The 15,593-nt window shown below is 63.5% G+C and carries 19 protein-coding genes; 5 read left to right on the top strand and 14 right to left on the bottom strand.

Annotation, left to right across the window (positions count from 1 at the left end):
• Nucleotides 1-105 precede the first annotated feature (105 nt).
• Nucleotides 106-1,074 (top strand): AurF N-oxygenase family protein, encoded by a 969-nt coding sequence (locus tag CH295_RS06355; RefSeq protein WP_094740087.1) that lies wholly within the window; start codon nt 106-108, stop codon nt 1,072-1,074.
• Here CH295_RS06355 and CH295_RS06350 read toward each other — a convergent pair.
• The 4 genes from CH295_RS06350 to CH295_RS06335 are packed head-to-tail and all read right to left on the bottom strand — an operon-like array spanning nt 1,047 to nt 3,960.
• On the bottom strand, nt 1,047-1,778 hold the full coding sequence (locus tag CH295_RS06350) for a TetR/AcrR family transcriptional regulator (protein WP_094740086.1): 732 nt from the start codon (nt 1,776-1,778) through the stop codon (nt 1,047-1,049). The two genes, CH295_RS06355 and CH295_RS06350, sit on opposite strands and share 28 nt — an antisense overlap.
• A gap of 35 nt (nt 1,779-1,813) precedes the next feature.
• Nucleotides 1,814-2,356, bottom strand: coding sequence for a copper resistance CopC family protein (locus CH295_RS06345; RefSeq protein WP_094740085.1), 543 nt, complete (start codon nt 2,354-2,356; stop codon nt 1,814-1,816).
• A gap of 27 nt (nt 2,357-2,383) precedes the next feature.
• Complete coding sequence (locus CH295_RS06340; RefSeq protein WP_032396178.1) at nt 2,384-2,740, bottom strand: ArsR/SmtB family transcription factor; 357 nt, start codon at nt 2,738-2,740, stop codon at nt 2,384-2,386.
• Between the two features lie 14 nt (nt 2,741-2,754).
• Nucleotides 2,755-3,960 carry an MFS transporter gene (locus CH295_RS06335; RefSeq protein WP_094740302.1) on the bottom strand — a complete coding sequence of 402 codons (1,206 nt, stop codon included), beginning with the start codon at nt 3,958-3,960 and terminating at the stop codon, nt 2,755-2,757.
• 119 nt (nt 3,961-4,079) lie between these two features.
• On the opposite strand from CH295_RS06335, the gene CH295_RS06330 reads away from it, so the two are divergent.
• Nucleotides 4,080-5,306 (top strand): GGDEF domain-containing protein, encoded by a 1,227-nt coding sequence (locus tag CH295_RS06330; RefSeq protein ID WP_141216967.1) that lies wholly within the window; start codon nt 4,080-4,082, stop codon nt 5,304-5,306.
• A 155-nt stretch (nt 5,307-5,461) separates the two neighbouring features.
• Here the strand turns inward: CH295_RS06330 and CH295_RS06325 are convergent, their stop codons facing one another.
• The 5 genes from CH295_RS06325 to CH295_RS06305 form a co-directional block, all read right to left on the bottom strand.
• The gene (locus CH295_RS06325) at nt 5,462-6,445 is read right to left on the bottom strand and encodes an ornithine cyclodeaminase family protein (protein WP_094740083.1); all 984 of its coding nucleotides are present in this window, start codon (nt 6,443-6,445) and stop codon (nt 5,462-5,464) included.
• Between the two features lie 2 nt (nt 6,446-6,447).
• On the bottom strand, nt 6,448-7,368 hold the full coding sequence (locus tag CH295_RS06320; protein ID WP_094740082.1) for an ABC transporter substrate-binding protein: 921 nt from the start codon (nt 7,366-7,368) through the stop codon (nt 6,448-6,450).
• A 38-nt stretch (nt 7,369-7,406) separates the two neighbouring features.
• Complete coding sequence (locus CH295_RS06315) at nt 7,407-8,849, bottom strand: MFS transporter (RefSeq protein ID WP_252341928.1); 1,443 nt, start codon at nt 8,847-8,849, stop codon at nt 7,407-7,409.
• A gap of 177 nt (nt 8,850-9,026) precedes the next feature.
• Nucleotides 9,027-9,632 carry a GntR family transcriptional regulator gene (locus tag CH295_RS06310; RefSeq protein WP_170945773.1) on the bottom strand — a complete coding sequence of 202 codons (606 nt, stop codon included), beginning with the start codon at nt 9,630-9,632 and terminating at the stop codon, nt 9,027-9,029.
• 144 nt (nt 9,633-9,776) lie between these two features.
• Nucleotides 9,777-10,070, bottom strand: a complete 294-nt coding sequence (locus CH295_RS06305; RefSeq protein ID WP_141216966.1) for a hypothetical protein — start codon at nt 10,068-10,070, stop codon at nt 9,777-9,779.
• 93 nt (nt 10,071-10,163) lie between these two features.
• Here CH295_RS06305 and CH295_RS06300 point away from each other — a divergent pair, with 93 nt between their 5' ends.
• Nucleotides 10,164-10,376, top strand: a complete 213-nt coding sequence (locus tag CH295_RS06300) for a hypothetical protein (RefSeq protein WP_141216965.1) — start codon at nt 10,164-10,166, stop codon at nt 10,374-10,376.
• A 22-nt stretch (nt 10,377-10,398) separates the two neighbouring features.
• Here the strand turns inward: CH295_RS06300 and CH295_RS06295 are convergent, their stop codons facing one another.
• Nucleotides 10,399-11,280, bottom strand: a complete 882-nt coding sequence (locus CH295_RS06295) for a type IV toxin-antitoxin system AbiEi family antitoxin domain-containing protein (protein WP_353955457.1) — start codon at nt 11,278-11,280, stop codon at nt 10,399-10,401.
• A 134-nt stretch (nt 11,281-11,414) separates the two neighbouring features.
• Between CH295_RS06295 and CH295_RS06290 the strand changes: the two genes are divergently transcribed.
• Nucleotides 11,415-11,822 carry a hypothetical protein gene (locus CH295_RS06290; protein WP_141216964.1) on the top strand — a complete coding sequence of 136 codons (408 nt, stop codon included), beginning with the start codon at nt 11,415-11,417 and terminating at the stop codon, nt 11,820-11,822.
• Nucleotides 11,823-11,855: 33 nt separating this feature from the next.
• Here CH295_RS06290 and CH295_RS06285 read toward each other — a convergent pair whose 3' ends face one another.
• Entirely contained in the window at nt 11,856-12,341 is a 486-nt protein-coding gene (locus CH295_RS06285; protein ID WP_094740077.1) for an MTB12 C-terminal domain-containing protein, read from the bottom strand.
• A 211-nt stretch (nt 12,342-12,552) separates the two neighbouring features.
• Nucleotides 12,553-12,885, bottom strand: a complete 333-nt coding sequence (locus CH295_RS06280; RefSeq protein WP_094740076.1) for a hypothetical protein — start codon at nt 12,883-12,885, stop codon at nt 12,553-12,555.
• A gap of 41 nt (nt 12,886-12,926) precedes the next feature.
• On the opposite strand from CH295_RS06280, the gene lepB reads away from it, so the two are divergent.
• Nucleotides 12,927-13,664 carry a signal peptidase I gene (lepB, locus tag CH295_RS06275; protein WP_094740075.1) on the top strand — a complete coding sequence of 246 codons (738 nt, stop codon included), beginning with the start codon at nt 12,927-12,929 and terminating at the stop codon, nt 13,662-13,664.
• Here the strand turns inward: lepB and CH295_RS06270 are convergent, their stop codons facing one another.
• Together CH295_RS06270 and CH295_RS06265 are read right to left on the bottom strand one after the other, a co-directional pair.
• Nucleotides 13,665-14,036: a PLD nuclease N-terminal domain-containing protein gene (locus CH295_RS06270; RefSeq protein ID WP_037194160.1), complete on the bottom strand. Its 372-nt coding sequence runs from the start codon at nt 14,034-14,036 to the stop codon at nt 13,665-13,667.
• Nucleotides 14,037-14,474: 438 nt separating this feature from the next.
• Nucleotides 14,475-15,509 (bottom strand): LacI family DNA-binding transcriptional regulator, encoded by a 1,035-nt coding sequence (locus tag CH295_RS06265; protein ID WP_141216963.1) that lies wholly within the window; start codon nt 15,507-15,509, stop codon nt 14,475-14,477.
• Nucleotides 15,510-15,593 lie beyond the last annotated feature (84 nt).

Here is a 15,593-nt window from a genome sequence, read left to right as displayed (position 1 = left end):
CGAAGAGAATTTCGCTTTTATCTGCGACGGTCCGTTGCACTAACGCATTTTATGTGTGACGCTGTGTTGCGTACACATTGTTCGGACGCAGGCGGAAGGACCACCATGACTGCAGTCGACGACGCACGAACGCTCTACCGAGACAACCTGCATGCACTGTCGACGGCATCGGTGCATCAGCACTTCGACGCCTTCCTCGACATCCCGTGGGATGAGCCCGAGTACGCGATCGTCCCCAACGATCCACGCTGGGTTCTTCCCGACGAGGATCCGCTCGGCCACACCGACTGGTACAAGTCGCGTCCCCTGGACGAGCAGATCCACATCGGCATGTACCGCCAGGCCAGCATGGTCAAGGTCGGCCTGCAGTTCGAGCAGATCCTCATCAGCGGACTCATGCACTACGCCCTCACGCTGCCGAACGATTCACCCGAATTCCGGTACTCGACGCACGAGGCGACCGAAGAGTGCCACCACACCCAGATGTTCCAGGAACTGGTGAACCGCATCGGCATCGACGTACCGGGCGGGCCCGCGTGGTTCCGCAAGATCGTGCCGGTGCTCGCCCTGTTCGCGAGCCGATCGGCACCGTTCGGATTCTTCGTCGGCGTCCTCGCAGGAGAGGAGCCGATCGACCACATGCAGAAGGGAATCCTGCGCAGCGGTGCGGTGGGGCACCCCCTGGTGATGCGCGTGATGCAGATCCACATCGCCGAAGAGGCGCGGCACATCGGCTTCGCACACCAGTACCTCAAGCACAAGGCACCGCGGCTCGGACGCGTTCAGAAGGCGTCTATCTCGGTGCTCATGCCCGTCATCATGCGAATCCTGTGCGACATGATCATGAAGCCCAGCAAGCAGATGCGTCGCGACCTCGCCATCCCCGACGACGTCGTCGATGCCGTGTGGTGGAACAGTGAACCGTCACGAAAGGCATTGCGCGACACATTCGGTGACGTGCGCATGCTGGCCGACGAACTCGGAATGATGAACCGCGTGTCCCGACGCGTGTGGCGCGCCCTCGGTATCGACGGACGTCCGTCGCGCTACCGCAGTGAGCCGTCGTTCGGCTGAGGTTCCTCGACGACGCTTTCGAGGGGCACTTGCGGGATTGCGATCCCGCGGGACGCTCCGAGTCCCTTGACCTGCAGCCAGATGGTGTCGGCCAGGAACGTGGCGAAATGATCGAGGCCGGTCCGTGATTCGGTCTGCCCGCTCCAACTGCGCACCGCACCCATGCAGCCGGAGACCAGGCCTGCCACCCACGGCCGCACCAGCGACCAGTCGTCGGCGGTCAGGTCTGCGTGCACGAGTGCCAGGAACGCGGCGACGCTCACTTCCAACTGCTCGGCCAGCATTGCGTTGGTCTCCTCGAGGGGCGTCGGTGCCTCTGCACTGACGTCCTGCTCGACGAAACGCGTCCACGCGGGATGCTCGGCAACCCACCGCACGTAGGTGCTCACCACGCGATGGACCACATCGCGAGGTGTTCCGGTCAACGCGAACGACGTGACCAACGTGGCCGTCAACTCCGAGCAGATGGCCCGCTGAATGGCCGTATCCAAGTCGGTGCGATCACGGAAATGCCGGTACAGACCGGTGCGATGCACCCCGGCCTCGGCGGAAATCTGAGCGGTGGTGAGCCGCTCACCGGGTGCGATGTCGCGCGCCAGCACCGTCATGGCGGCGTCGATGATATGGCGTCGACGATCGGTGTTGTGCTGTTCCCAACGCCGCTTACGGCCATCGGACTTCGGGCGTGGGCCACCGTCACTCATGCTGCATGTTCTCACGTCCGCACTGGTCGAGGCTGTCAGTTGCTGCGTTTACGAAGCGCGAACAGAACACCGGCCGCACCCACCGCGACGACGACCACCGCGATGATCCAGATCGGAAAGCCGCTGCTGTCTTCGGTGTCTTGGGCGGCGGCGGTCGGTGTTGTTTCGGTAGGGGCTGGGGCCGCTGCTGCTGCGGTTGCCGCCGACGTCGGAGAGGCTTGGGTGAGTTGGAACGGGACGCTGCCGGTGATCGGATGCCCGTCGGCGGAGACCACTCGGTAGCCGATGTTGTACTCACCCGCAGCACCGAGCCCGTCCAGATCTACGGTCACCGTGCTGCCGTCGACGACGGGATCCGATGCTGCCCAATCGATCCCATCGGGTGCGATGACGGTGACGGTGGCGAAGTTCGACTGCACGGACTGATTGAACGTCAGGGTCACCTCGTCCGGCGCGGCGTCGAGCACGGAGTTCTCGGCAGGATTGCTGGACTGCAGAGACGCATGAGCAGCTGCCGGGGCGACCGACAGCGCCGTCGCGGTGAGAATGGCGGCTGCGATAACGGCCAGGCGTTTCATCGGGTGCTTTCTTGTTGTGGTGCAGGGCTATTCGTGCGGGGGCTCGCCGGTGACCTTGTGGTCGGCGAAGTTGAGGCCCTCACGCACGAGACGGGCGAGGTGACCGTCGGCCAGGCGGTAGATGACGTTGCGACCGTCGCGTCGGGTCTCGACGAGTCCGGTGAATCGGAGCTTGGCCAGATGCTGGCTGACGGCGGTGCGGGAGGTTCCGGTGGCCGTGGTCAATGCGCTGACGTCGGCGGGGCCTCGGTCGAGTAGCCAGAGGATGTGCAGTCGGGTGGGGTCCGAAAGCATCCGAAAGGTGTCGCTTGCGGTGGCCAGGCGGGCGGAGTCCGGTTCGACGGCATGGTCGAGACTGATGCGCGGTTCCTTCTTCGGTGGCATCGAACGTCGTCTCCCTACGCGGAGACGACCACCGACATTCGGGAGCGACTCCACAGGCGTGCTGCGGACAGTGCCGCAAGTGTAGCCAAGCCCGTGAGCGCCATCGCCGCGGTGAACAGCCCGAACCGGGCACCGACCCACCCCGCAATCGGATAGGTGAGCAGAAACGCCGCGTGCGACAGCGAGAACTGCGCTGTGAAGATGGACGTCCGAGTGCTCTCGTCGGATTCACGACGCAGAATCCTCGCCGACGGCGTGTTGATCATCGACGTCCCGACGCCCAGCAGCGCCCATGTCGTGGCCAGTGCAACCCAGGCGGCCGACCCTCCGTGCAGGGTGGCCACCAGTGTTGCTGCGGCAGTTCCGGTCACGGCTACTGCGGCTCCGGTGAGCATGAGCGTGTGGTCGCTGATGGATCCGAGGGCTCGCGGGATGAACAGTGCCGCCACCATCGAACCGGCACCGTAGACGCCGAGAGCGATGGCCAGCTGGCTGCTCGATCCGCCGAACAGATCGCGGACATAGACCACGGAGTTGACCACCACGAGAGCCGTCGCTGCAGCGACCACCGTGTTCAACGCGAGCAGTCCCTGTAGTTCGGGATTTCTGACGAACGTCGCGATGCCCGAGGTCGGTCTTCGGGTCTTGGTTGCGAGGTGTCTCGGTAATGCGGTGCCGAGCACCAGTGCCGCGGAGGCGACGAACCCCAGAGCTGTGCCGACGAACAGCGTGTGGAAGCCGATGACGGTCAACAGGGCTGCGGCGATGAGTGGGCTGACCAGAGATTCGAGGTCGTAGGCGACTCGCGAGAGTGTCAACGCGCGGGTGTACTGCTGCGCGTCGTGCACCACGGACGGAATGACCGCCTGAAAGGTGGGAGTGAAGGTGGCCGACGCGGCCTGCAGCACGAAGATCAGCACGTAGACCTGCCACACCTGATCGACGAAGGGCAACGCCAGCGCGGTGAGTGCTCTGACGACGTCGGCGGTGACGAGCACGAACCTGCGGGGAAGCATGCTGGTCAGTGACGAAACAATCGGAGCGACAAACACATACGCGATCATCTTGATCGCCAGAGCGGTGCCGAGCACAGCGCCTGCGGCACTGCCTGCGATGTCGTAGGCGAGCAGCCCCAACGCGACCGTGAGCAGTCCAGTGCCCAGCAACGCGACGACCTGCGCGGTGAAGAGGCGTCGAAAAGCGATGTTGGAGCGAAGCATGGTTTCAACGTACACACATGTGCGCACTTGCGCACTGATGGGATCGATGTTCGTGTTGCAGGCCGAACGCGATATATTTCGGTACCGTTCAACGGTCGGCGTCACAAGTGAGGTGGTTCATGACCGTTACGCGAAACGCATCGAACGAGGTGATGCGCCGTGCCGTCGATCGTTTGCCGTCGATGATCGGGTACTGGGACAGCGCGCTCCGGAATGTGTTCGCCAACCGTGTGTATGCGGATTTCTTCGGAATCGAACCTCAGGACTTGGTCGGCAAGCACATCCGAGAACTCCTCGGTGAGACGCTGTACGAATTGAACCTGCCGTACATCACCGGCGTCCTCGCCGGTGAGCAGCAGCAGTTCGACCGGACACTCATCGACGTCAACGGTGCTGTGCGCGTTACTCAGGCAACCTACGTGCCCGATATCGTCGACGGTGTCGTCGTCGGGTTCACCGCGTTGGTCGTCGACGTCAGCGCGCGCGCCGAGGTCGAGCGTGAGCGCGATCGCGCGATCCGGCTGTTCCAGAACGTGATGGAGAACGCCCCGATCGGCAAAGCGGTGATGACCCGCGACGGACGATGGCTCCAGGTGAACAAGGCCCTGTGCGAATTGCTCGGCTACACCGCAGAAGAATTGCGACAGAAAACCTTTCGCGACATCACCCATCCCGACGACATTCCCCTCGCCGACGAACACCTCAAGGGATTGGCCGAAGGGACGCTGACGAACGTGGCGTCGGAGAAGCGATACATCCGCAAGGACGGTGCGACGATCTGGGTGCAGCGCAACGTGACCGTGGTGCGCGACGACGAATCCGGCGACGTGATCATCGCGCAGATCCAGGACATCACCGCACGCAAAGCCGCCGAGGCGTCACTCGAACGCCAGGTGCTGATCGACGACCTCACCTCACTGGCCAATCGCCGACGCCTGATGTTGGAGTTGCAAGCGATGAGGGACTCCGCCGACGGTCGTCCGGTGGGAGTGCTCTTCGTCGACGTCGACGCATTCAAGTCCATCAACGATCGATTCGGACACGCGGTGGGGGATCGGGTGCTCCAGGCAATCGGCCGTCGCATCCTGGACAACACCCGATCCGATGACGTCGCCTGCCGTATCGGCGGAGACGAATTTGTCGTCCTCCTGCGCAGTGCCCGCTCACGCAACGGTGTCGAATGCCTCGCCGACCGAGTTCGCGGACTCCTCGCCGGCCCCTACGACATCGACGGCACCGACATCCCGGTCTCGGTGAGCGTCGGATGGAGCTGGGAACCGGCCGCCGACCCGGACCAACTGCTACGCATGGCAGACGAGCGAATGTACTTGTCCAAGCGCGCCTGAGGTCCGGATCGATGTGGGATGCGGGGCTGGTGGGGTGCGGGCTGGGCCGGTTCTTTCGCAAACGCGCGCGCACTTGTCAGACGCGCGGGGATCAGGCCCGAATCGGACGCGATCTTGCGCGCGTTCAGCAAACGCGCGCGCGTTTGCGGACGTGGTCACGACGTCAGATCGATCTCGGTCCCCACTCCGGCGGCACGGGCGCGCTGGACGACCAATTCTGCGACCGCAAGATCCTCGAGCCCGATGCCGGTGGAGTCGAAGAGCGTGATCTCCGTGCCGGTCGATCGTCCGGTCTTCCGGCCGGTGATGACGTCGCCGAGTTCGGTATCGAAGTGACTGTGGTCGACGGCCCCCTCGGCGATCGCCAGCAGCGCATCACCGGACTTGGACAGCGCTGTCGCAGTGCTGTCGACCACCACCCTCGACCGCGCCATGGCAACACCGTCGACCTCGCGTTCCCCCGGGCGCGGTGCGGCTCCGACCACATTGAGGTGAGTGCCCGCATGCAACCACTCCCCGAACAGAATCGGTTCGACGGAGGGAGTGAGCGAGCAGACGATGTCGGACTGTCGCACCACGTCTTCGACCGATACGGCGTGTTCGATCTTCAGGTCCAAGTCCGCGATGTTGTCGCGAAACCGTTCCACCGTGTCCGCGGATCGCGACCAGACGACGACGCTCTCGAGCTCGCGGATGCTGTACAGCGCACGGACGTGTTCGACGGCCAAATTACCTGCTCCGATTACGCCCACGACGGAGCTGTCTGCACGTGCGAGGTGCGCAGTGGCCACGGCACTGGCGGCGGCCGTGCGAATCGCCGTGATCGCCCGGCCGTCGAGTACGGCGACGCACTCGCCGGTGCGAGTGGACGTCACCAGCATGGTCGAGCGCTGCCGGGGTAGGCCGCGTCTGCGGTTCCCCGGCAGGTCCGACAACACCTTCACTACTGCGAGCTCGGCGGTACCGGACTGCGCCACCATCGGGATGATTCGACCGTCTTCGGTGCCGTCCATCGACGGCGGAGCCGGATTCTGAGCGGTGCCCGTGGACAGGTCGCTCAGGGCGCGCTCGACCGCATCGAACACTTCCGTGCGGTCGAGCAGCGATGAGATCTCCGAATGACGCAGTACCAGTGCCATGGTCAGCCGACCGTCGTCAGTTCGGCGGCGTCGACGACGCGAGAGGTGACCAGGTCCGCGAACGCCGGTGCCGAGCGAACCATGCCTTCCTCCTGCAGGATTCGCATCCAGCGGTCACTGGCATCACCGTCGATACGAACGGTGTCCCAGGTCTGCGACTGCTGAATTCTGGTGCATGCGGCAGAGAGCGTCGGCATCGCGATGGTGGGCCAGTGCTCGGCCAGCAGCGGTTGCAACTCGCTGACCGGGGTGGCCTTGACGGTCGCCATCGCGGCGTCGAGACCCGTCGCGAACTTCACGAGACCCTCTTCGAGTTCCTCGAAACGATCTGTGCGGCAGTAGTACACGCTGTTCGGTCCGAGTCCGCCGACCTCGGCGTATTCGACGACGATGTGGCCGGCGCCGCGATCGGACATGATCTGCGCGGTGGTGATGTCGAGAATGATCGCGTCACCCAGGCCGTCCTCGAACAGTTCGACGAACATCGGCGTCGACAGGTCACGGAGGAAGGTGGTGCGGGACGAGTCGACTCCGCTCTCGCGCATCATGCCTGCGGTGATCGCATACGGTGCACTACCACCGATGCCCGGAGCCAGCACGGTCTTTCCGGTCAGCATGGACCAGTCGAATCCATCCGGTGTCGGTTCCCGCATGACGAGGGCTTTGGGGAACTGGTGATTGAGCTGCGCAAAGACGGTGAGCTGTCGTGATGTGCCCCAGTACATTCCGGGGACCCACAGGCCACCGAGCGCGATATCGGCTGCGCCGCTGGCGAGGTCGTCGAGCACGCCGGTCCATGGATCGCAGGCCTTCGCGTGAACGGACAGGCCGTTGTCGGCAAAGAGCCCGGCGTTGTCTGCGTAGTACTCGGGAAGGTAGTTCAGTCCGTGTGCAGTAGCGGAGATGGACAAGTGATCGGTCATGGTGTTCTCTACTTTCTACGTTGTGCAATCGAGTGGAATTACGCTGCGACGAGCTCCTTTTCGTTCACCGCCTCCAACGATCGGCCGAAGGTCTCCGGGCCGAACTTCGCGGCGACGACGAGGAGGGCATACATGCCGGCGATCATCATGAAGACCCCGGCCACACCGGCGATGTCGAAGAAGAACAATGCGGCGAACGGCATGACGGCTCCTGCCACATTGCCGATTCCGTTGACCACCGAGGTGCCCATGCCGCGGATGGACGTGGGGAACAGCTCGGGAGTCCATACCGAGAGCATCGTGTTGAGCATCATCGTGAAGAACTGGAAGATCGCACCGAGGATCAAGATGGTGGCGACGCTGTTCGCCAGGGTTGCGAATGCGACGGCAGAGATGCAACCGAGAACCGCAGCGGTCATGACGGTAGGACGACGACGGACGCGTCCGGCCAAATAGCATGCGGCACAGGCTCCGAACAGGCTACCGACGTTCATGATCATCGTGAACAGCAGCGAATCGGTGAGTGAGTAGCCGCGGGAGACCAGCAGGATGGGCATCAGGAACAGCAGTGTGACCTGCGCACCGAAGGACATCCACGATGCGGCTCCCACCGCTGCTGTGCGGCGCAGATTCTGACCCTTGAACACCTCAGCGTAGGACGTCTTCTCCGTGGAAGGCAACACATCGTCCGCGGTGACGAACTGCTTTGTGGGACCTGGGTTTCGGAGTCCGGAGATGGAGCCGCTGGCCAACCTGGTGAGGCTGCGGTTGGCGTCGTCGATCCGGCCCTTGGACATCAGGAATCGCGGGGACTCGGGCAGATACCGACGGAAGAAGACCACCAGTACGGCCGGCACCGCAAGGATGACGTAGGTCCAGCGCCACGAGGTGTCGTCGCCGCCGAGCGCTCCACCGAGCGGGCCGAGTACCAGCATGAAGAAGCCGAACGAGGCGATGTTTCCGATGCCGCCGGACGAGATGTTGAGTGTCGCCAGCAGTGAACCGCGGTGTCGGGTCGCAACGAGTTCCGCCAAAATGGCCAAGCCGACGGTGAATTCGCCACCGAGACCGATGCCGACGATGAAGCGGCTGGCGAGCAGCATCTCGTAGCTCACCGCTGCGGCGCTGATCAGACCACCGAGCGTGTAGACGAGGAGGTTGAGGCTCAACGCAGTTCGACGTCCCCAACGGTCGGCGATGTAGCCGCCGATGAGGCGTCCGACGAGGCCGCCGATCACGGTGGCGGTGTTGATGAGAGTCAATTGAGCATTGCCGATTCCGAGTGATTCCTTGATGAGCGGGCCCATCGCGCCGGTGGAGTTCTGCTCCAGGCTGTCGAAGAACAGTCCGGCCATCAGCAGGAGGACGACAGCACCTTGGACGCGGGTGAAGCCGATGCGATCGAGGGCGTTGGTCAGGCCCGACGCGGGGGTCGGCGGGAGGGGAGTAGGTGGAATGGATTCCGAGGTAGAGGCAGACATGGTGTGCTCCAGCGGGCTGGCAGGCACCGGCAACGGATGTTTTCCGGTGAGTCGCCTCTCGTAACTCTCCGAAACGACTGCCTAATTTGTATACAAAAAGTGTGTCATCTTGGTTATCCCCCGCTACGAATGTGTTAAAGCCTTGATATGTCGCTCAAATCGTATACGACTTGGCGGTCAGGCTTCGCTGTGGGTGCCGGTCTCGTCGCGCTTGAGGTGCTCGTCCATGAGAAAGCCTGCTTGTACCGGAGAGCCGTTGAGAATCGCCGCCGCCAGGGCCGAGTGATCGTGGACGGACGCACCAGGATCGTGACCGAGTCCCCAGGCCACCCGACGATTGACCCCGGCCAGCATCTCCCGCAGTTGATCGTTGCCTGCCGCCATCGCGACCAAGTCGTGGAACGGCGGGGTTGCATTCGGGGTGGGTGCCTGTGTCCTGGCCCTTTCGATGACTGCAGCAAGCTCGTCGGCGACCGAGCCGCCCCGGTTCTTGGCGGCGAGCTGCGCAGCCAACACCTCGAGCCCGTGCCGAACTTCGAGGAGCTCCTTGTTCTCCTTGTGCAGCGTCGTCGAGACAGTTGCGCCTCGATAGCGAACGATGGTGACGAAACCTTCGGCCTGGAGCTGCGCGAGTGCTTCCCGCACAGGTACCCGAGACACGCCGAACGACTTGGCAATCGACTCCTCGACCAGCCGCTCACCGCCGACGCGACGGCCGGAAAGAATCTCGTCACGCAACGTCTGGGCAATCGTGCCGCCGGGAGATTCGCCATCTGGATACACGAGGTGGAGTCTAGATCGCGTAGTCGCAAGCACGCCGTCTACGAGGGGTGCCCTCGTCGGGGCTTGTCCTCGTACCCGTGGAGAAGAAAGCCGTCGGAGCGGGAATCACGTCCGAAATCCACATGGCGTCGGATCCGACTCAGCTCAAAGCCGTGTCGGCCGAGCACCTAGCGGCGGGGCGGGGGTGGGCCCGCGTTTCTTGCGTGAATCGACTCGATACGCGATGTAGAGATAGAGGAATCCGGTGATGGTGCCGCCCAGGCATCCTGCGGCAATATCGAGGGCTGTGGAGCCCGAGTCGATCATCGAGTGGATCAGAAGGAAGCCGAGACCGACTGCGGGGACAAGCGCCAGAGCATGGATGTAATCGGCTCGGGTTGCGCCGCACCTTTTGCTCAGAGCGCCGGTCATGACCCACTCGCGAAAGGGCTTCTGCATCTCGGCCTCCGACCTCGCGTGGTCCACTTTGCCCGTTTCCCTCACCATACCGGATGGTTCGCGACGCTGAGGATGTCATGGGAGGGTGCAGGTATGCGTGCTCTGGTGTTCCTCGCGGTCCTCGCAATTCTGTACAAGTGGCCTCTGCTCGGAGACAACCCCGGCCAGTGGTCGGCACTCCTGCAGGGCGTCATGTTCGGCGCGATAGTCAGCACCGCGGTGACGCCTGCGGGATGGAAGGCGATCCGACGCATCAGGGGTCGACTCGATGGCTCGTACAGTCCGCCCCCGTCCCCACGGCGGTGAAATCGGGTGCAACCGACCGCGCTCAGCGCGGCTGGCTGCACCGGATTCGATCGAGGGTTTCGGTAATTTCGGCGATCACGTGATCCATGCGTTCGGTCAGGTCGGCCCAGGTGTAGCGAAGGATCGTCCAGCTCGGGCTGATGCCGTTCTGCCTGCTCCGATCCCGTTGGAATGCATCGTGATCGGAGTGGAATGCCCAGCCGTCGATTTCGATGGCCAGCATCTCGGCGAGGAAAGCTATGTCGAGTTCGTATTCGCCCCATCGATAGTTGACCACCCAGCCGCTGATCTTGCGGGCCCGGAACTCTCGGATCAAGAGACGCTCGCCCTCCGAGCGGGCACCGTTGGCTGCTACCTTCAGCAGCCGCTTCGCCTCGGGAGCGCCGGTGCGACCTGGGTTTCGCGCATGGGCTCGCTGCAATCGCTCGAGGTCGGTGTATCGCTGAAGTGCCCGATCCATGATGTGCGCCTTGCCTATCGAGGCTTCGAGCGCGGTGAGTTCGAGAGACGTGACCTGGAGTCCGCGGCGCTCGACGATGTCCTTGCTGTGAATATCGCGGCGGCGGAGGCGGCATCCCTCGGCGCGGCTTCGCCCCTTGCGCGGGGTGGTGACCTCGATGATGCTCGGCACCTCGGTGATCACCCCGTGCCAGAAGGCCGCGGCTTCCCCGCTGAGCACAGCGTTCGGTCCTGCACCCCACACAACGCACCTAATGCGCGCGTCCGCAGTGAACGGGCGATCGACGACGAAATACACCCCGCGATGAATCGTTCGCCACGCACCCGCTCGCACCGAGCGGTCCACAGCATCGCCGCTCAGGCCGCACATCGCCGCCTGCGCGCGGGTGATCACGCCGTCGTGCTGTGCCAACCATTCGTCGAGCATGTCCACTTGGACGTTCACTGCGCCGGAGCGGTTCCACAGTGCGAATCGGGTGCAATGAACCGCGCTCAGCGCGGCTGGCTGCACCGAATTCAATCGACGTGAAGCTGTGTGTTTGAGTCATTCGCATGGAATGGGTCGCCAAGGAGTTATGCGTGGCGTCGGCCAGTGGTGCGTGCACGGCTGCAGTCCTCATTTGGTCCAGTGCCAACGGTCGGTGGTGGGACCTGACCCTCCCGGCTGTGATCGGAGGAGTGTTCGGACTGATGGTCGGCCTCGTCGCGGTCGCAGGTGGGCACTACGCAGTGCGGACTACGGCGTTCTGGCCGCCGCGGACTCGCAACCGATGGAGGCACCGTTTCGCACTGTGTTCGGCAGCGGCCGTGATGCTGGTGGTTGGCGGACTGCTCGCATGGACCGAGGCGGCCTCGGGAAATCCTTCTCTGCACCCGGAGTCGTTGATAATGCTCGGAACACTGACACCGGTGAGCTACGTATTCGCGTATGTTCTCGCGCCCTCCCGTTTCGGTAATCCGGTCAGTGAGAACGTCCAGACGCGCTGAGTTCGGTTTCGAGTGTGGTGCGACTGATCGCGTTCACTCGCATGCATCGGGTCCATCGAAGGCTCTGACCATTCCGCAGGCGAAGGCACGGGAGACCTTCCACTCGTTGTCGAACCGCACGAAGGGGATGGGACCGACCGAATAGGGTTCGAGGCCACGAAAAGATCCCGTCCCGCTCGCATCGACTGTGTCCGGGCCGGTGAATGCGACTGTCGTGAAATCGATGTGTTGCGGATCCGGTTGCGCACCCCACGCGCGCGCAAGCGACACGTTGCCTTCGCTGGGTCCGTCGAACAGTCGCGCCCGGTCCTCCTCCTGTACCGAGTAGTTCAGGCTGGCTGCAAGTAAGGCAGTCAACTGCTCGGCGCTGGGAACGGCTTCGGTGACAGGTGACGGGGGAGCGGCGAACTGAGTCGATCGAATCGATGCAATCGGAAGCCGGGGTTCGTCGACCGCGACGGGTGCACAGGCGCAACCGAAGGCAACCAGGGTGATGGCTCCGAATCCGGCTCTTCGCACCGGAACAGTATGGACCGATGCTCGCCGAGGCCGCCAGCGGTTCGGAACGTGTCCTTCGAGCTGGCGAAAACCGATGGCGGAACACTGAATCGGCTTGCTACCGTGCCGGCATGCAGTTGATCGTCGAGTGACGGCCATCCTCGACCGTGCCGTCGATTCCGGGGTCTACCCGGTCCGTCTCGACCTCGTGAGTCCGTGATGTCCCGGATGGTCACTGTGCCGGGGCCGGGAGGCGCCGATTGTGCGCCAAGGTTATGGCAATCACTGGAATTGCAACTGGTGCAACAAGAGTTGTGACGACGGCAATGAGCGAGGGCCAGGGCGCGGTGTAATCCCACGTCGCATTCATGACGATCAGCGCAGCGATGAGGGCTGCAGTTTGAGCTCCCACGCGAAGCGCTGTCGTTGCGAACGGGGAACGGACCGCGAATCTTCCCATGATCATCGGGAGATGGTGGCCTTCGTTGACGCGCGACAGCTGTCTCGTCGCGACGGTCATCATCACCGCGCCGAGGACAGCGATGACAAGACCCAGAAACAACATGCTCAGTACGTTACGCAACTGCCTGGCTCTAGGCTGCCAGGATGACAAAGGCACGCGATCCTCAGCGACGCAGAATCCCGTCCTGGCTTCGCGAGATCACCGTCCTCGTCGTCGTTGCGCTGGTGTTGAGCGTTTCTCTGCAGACGTTCGTCGGCCGCGTGTACTTCATACCGTCCGAGTCCATGGAACCGACGCTGCACGGCTGTGCGGGATGCACGGGCGATCGGATCGTCGTGGACAAGATGACCTTTCGCTTCGGTGACCCGCAACCAGGTGATGTGGTGGTGTTCCGTGCGCCGACCTCGTCGTGGAACGTCGGGTACAGCTCCTCGCGGTCGACCAACCCGATAGCGAAAGCGTTGCAGGACGCCGGTTCGTGGGCTGGACTGGTTGCACCCGACGAGAACGACCTCGTCAAACGCGTCATCGCCACCGGTGGGCAAACCGTGCAGTGCTGCGATGCGCAGGGTCGCGTCGAGGTGGATGGTCAGCCACTCGACGAGCCGTACGTCGTCATGGACTTCCCGTTCGTCGAGAACACGCTCACCTGCGAGACGGCGCCCCGATCCGGACGCTGCTTCGGGCCGGTCACGGTGCCCACCGGCAATCTCTGGATGATGGGTGACAACCGCAGCGGCTCAGCCGATTCCAGAGCTCACCGCAAAGACGAACTGGGCGGCTCGGTGCCCGTTCGAAATGTCATCGGCAAAGCGCGCCTGATCGTTCTGCCGCCCTCGCGATGGGGCACCATCGAGTCGCCGTCGATCCAGGATCGCTGATCAGAATCCGAGATCTCGCTTGCGGCGCTCGCGTTCGAGTCGACGTTGCTCTTCTGCGCGCTCTCGACACTGCCGAAGAAATTCCGCATCGGCGTCGGGATTCTGCGCGGCCTGACGACCGGGACGCGTTTCGTACTCCGGGAACGCAGAATTGATCGCCCGCCGGTTGCCGCCGCCGGGACCTCCCCAGATTCCGCCACCTATCGGACGTCCCGCGAACAGCCACGCCAACGAGCCGGCGAGCGGGAGAAACACCACCAACAGCAGCCACACGATCTTCGGGAGGAATCGCACTCCACCGTCGTCGGCCGTGATCACGTCGATCAGACAGAACACCCACAGCAACATCACCAGCAAACCGAGATACGGCATGTGATCCTCCATGTTCGAGACCGTTCGGTCTGTTGTATCGAGGATCGTAGCGGGATTGTCGCGAATTCAACAGACGTGGCCCGACGTCTGTTCGTCGACGGAGAGGGGCGACCCGCCGCCCTTCTGTTTGCCGGGAGCTTCGTGCCCGAAATATGTTCGACGCATTGACGGCCGAGTGGAACGTTGTACGCCAACATGGTGGGCACCCCAGTGTCCCGGGTTCGAGAACGACGAGGCAAACCGGTTATTCGATCGACATCCGAAGGTAGACACTCCGGAGCCCGCTGACAGCCGGAATCGGGTGCAGCTGACCGCGCTCACCGCGGTCAGCTGCACCCGATTCGGCCTGCAATCGCTTCAGCCCACAGGGCAACCGGCATCACGTCGATCACCCCGACCATGCGGGAGGGCTCAACCGAGACAATGACGCTCACGCACTCATCGTGCCGCGCGGCTCGATGATTGGCGCGGAATCAGCGTCGGGAGAGCCATTTTCAGGGGAGTCGAGCCGTCGTCACCGTTGAGCAGTATCTCCATTGCGGTTCGGGCTATCTGGTCGAATGCGGTGCGAACCGATGTCAGGGGGACCGGCAACAGTTGAGCGAGCGGGATGTCGTTGTAACCGACGAGCGAAAGATCCTCTCCTACAGCCAAATTGTGTCGATGCGCTGCCGACAACACTCCGAGGGCGAGGTTGTCGTTGGCGGCGAACACGGCGGTCGGGCGGCCTGTGCCGTCGAACAGATCGTGTCCTGCGCGTGCACCGGCTTCGATTCCGTAGCCGGTCTCGATGGTCCACTCCGGGCGCGGTTGCAGGCCGGCTTCGGCAAATGCCTTGTGCGCGCCCGCCAGACGGCCGACGGCGCTGGAGGTGAACAGAGGGCCTGTCAGTACTGCGATGTCGGTGTGGCCGAGATCGATGAGGTGACGAACCGCCAGATATCCGCCTGTCTCGTCGTCGCCGATCGAGGACGGGCTCTTGCCGTCGGTTCTCAAAACCAGGACGTGCGGAATTCCGTTCTCGCGGAGATGGCTGGGGAGGGGGTCGTCGGTGCGGCTCGTGGCGAGAACGACCCCATCGACATTGCGTTCGAGAAGCGATTGCGCGGCGTTCCATTCGTCGGTGGGATCATCGCCGCTCGTCGCGACGACGGCGTGGTAGCCCTCTTTGCCCGCAGCCCTGTCGATGGCCTCGAACATCAACGCCATCACGGTGTCCGAGAGGCGGGGCACCAGGACGCCGATGGTGGCGGTGGCACCCCGCCGCAGATTCGACGCGAACGTGTTGCGCCGATACCCGAGGTGCTCGGCAATCTCGCGCACCCGGACGGCTGTCGCGGATCGGGACGGTGCGACACGGTCGTCGAGCACGCGGCTGACGGTCGAGATGCTCACCCCGGCAGCCTTGGCGACGTCACGCAGCGTGACGGCGTCCGTGCGCTCCGTCGAGAGCCCGCTTCGGGTGGAACGCATGTGCAGTTCCTGACTGTTCGTTGAACTCCTGGTACGGCCGAACTTACAGATCGCCAGCCTGCGGCGCATGCAAACGTCCCAGGA

It is taken from the genome of Rhodococcus sp. 14-2483-1-2 (genome assembly GCF_002259405.1).
In the GTDB taxonomy this organism is placed as follows: domain Bacteria; phylum Actinomycetota; class Actinomycetes; order Mycobacteriales; family Mycobacteriaceae; genus Rhodococcoides.
This window is presented reverse-complemented; position numbering and strand designations above follow the sequence as displayed.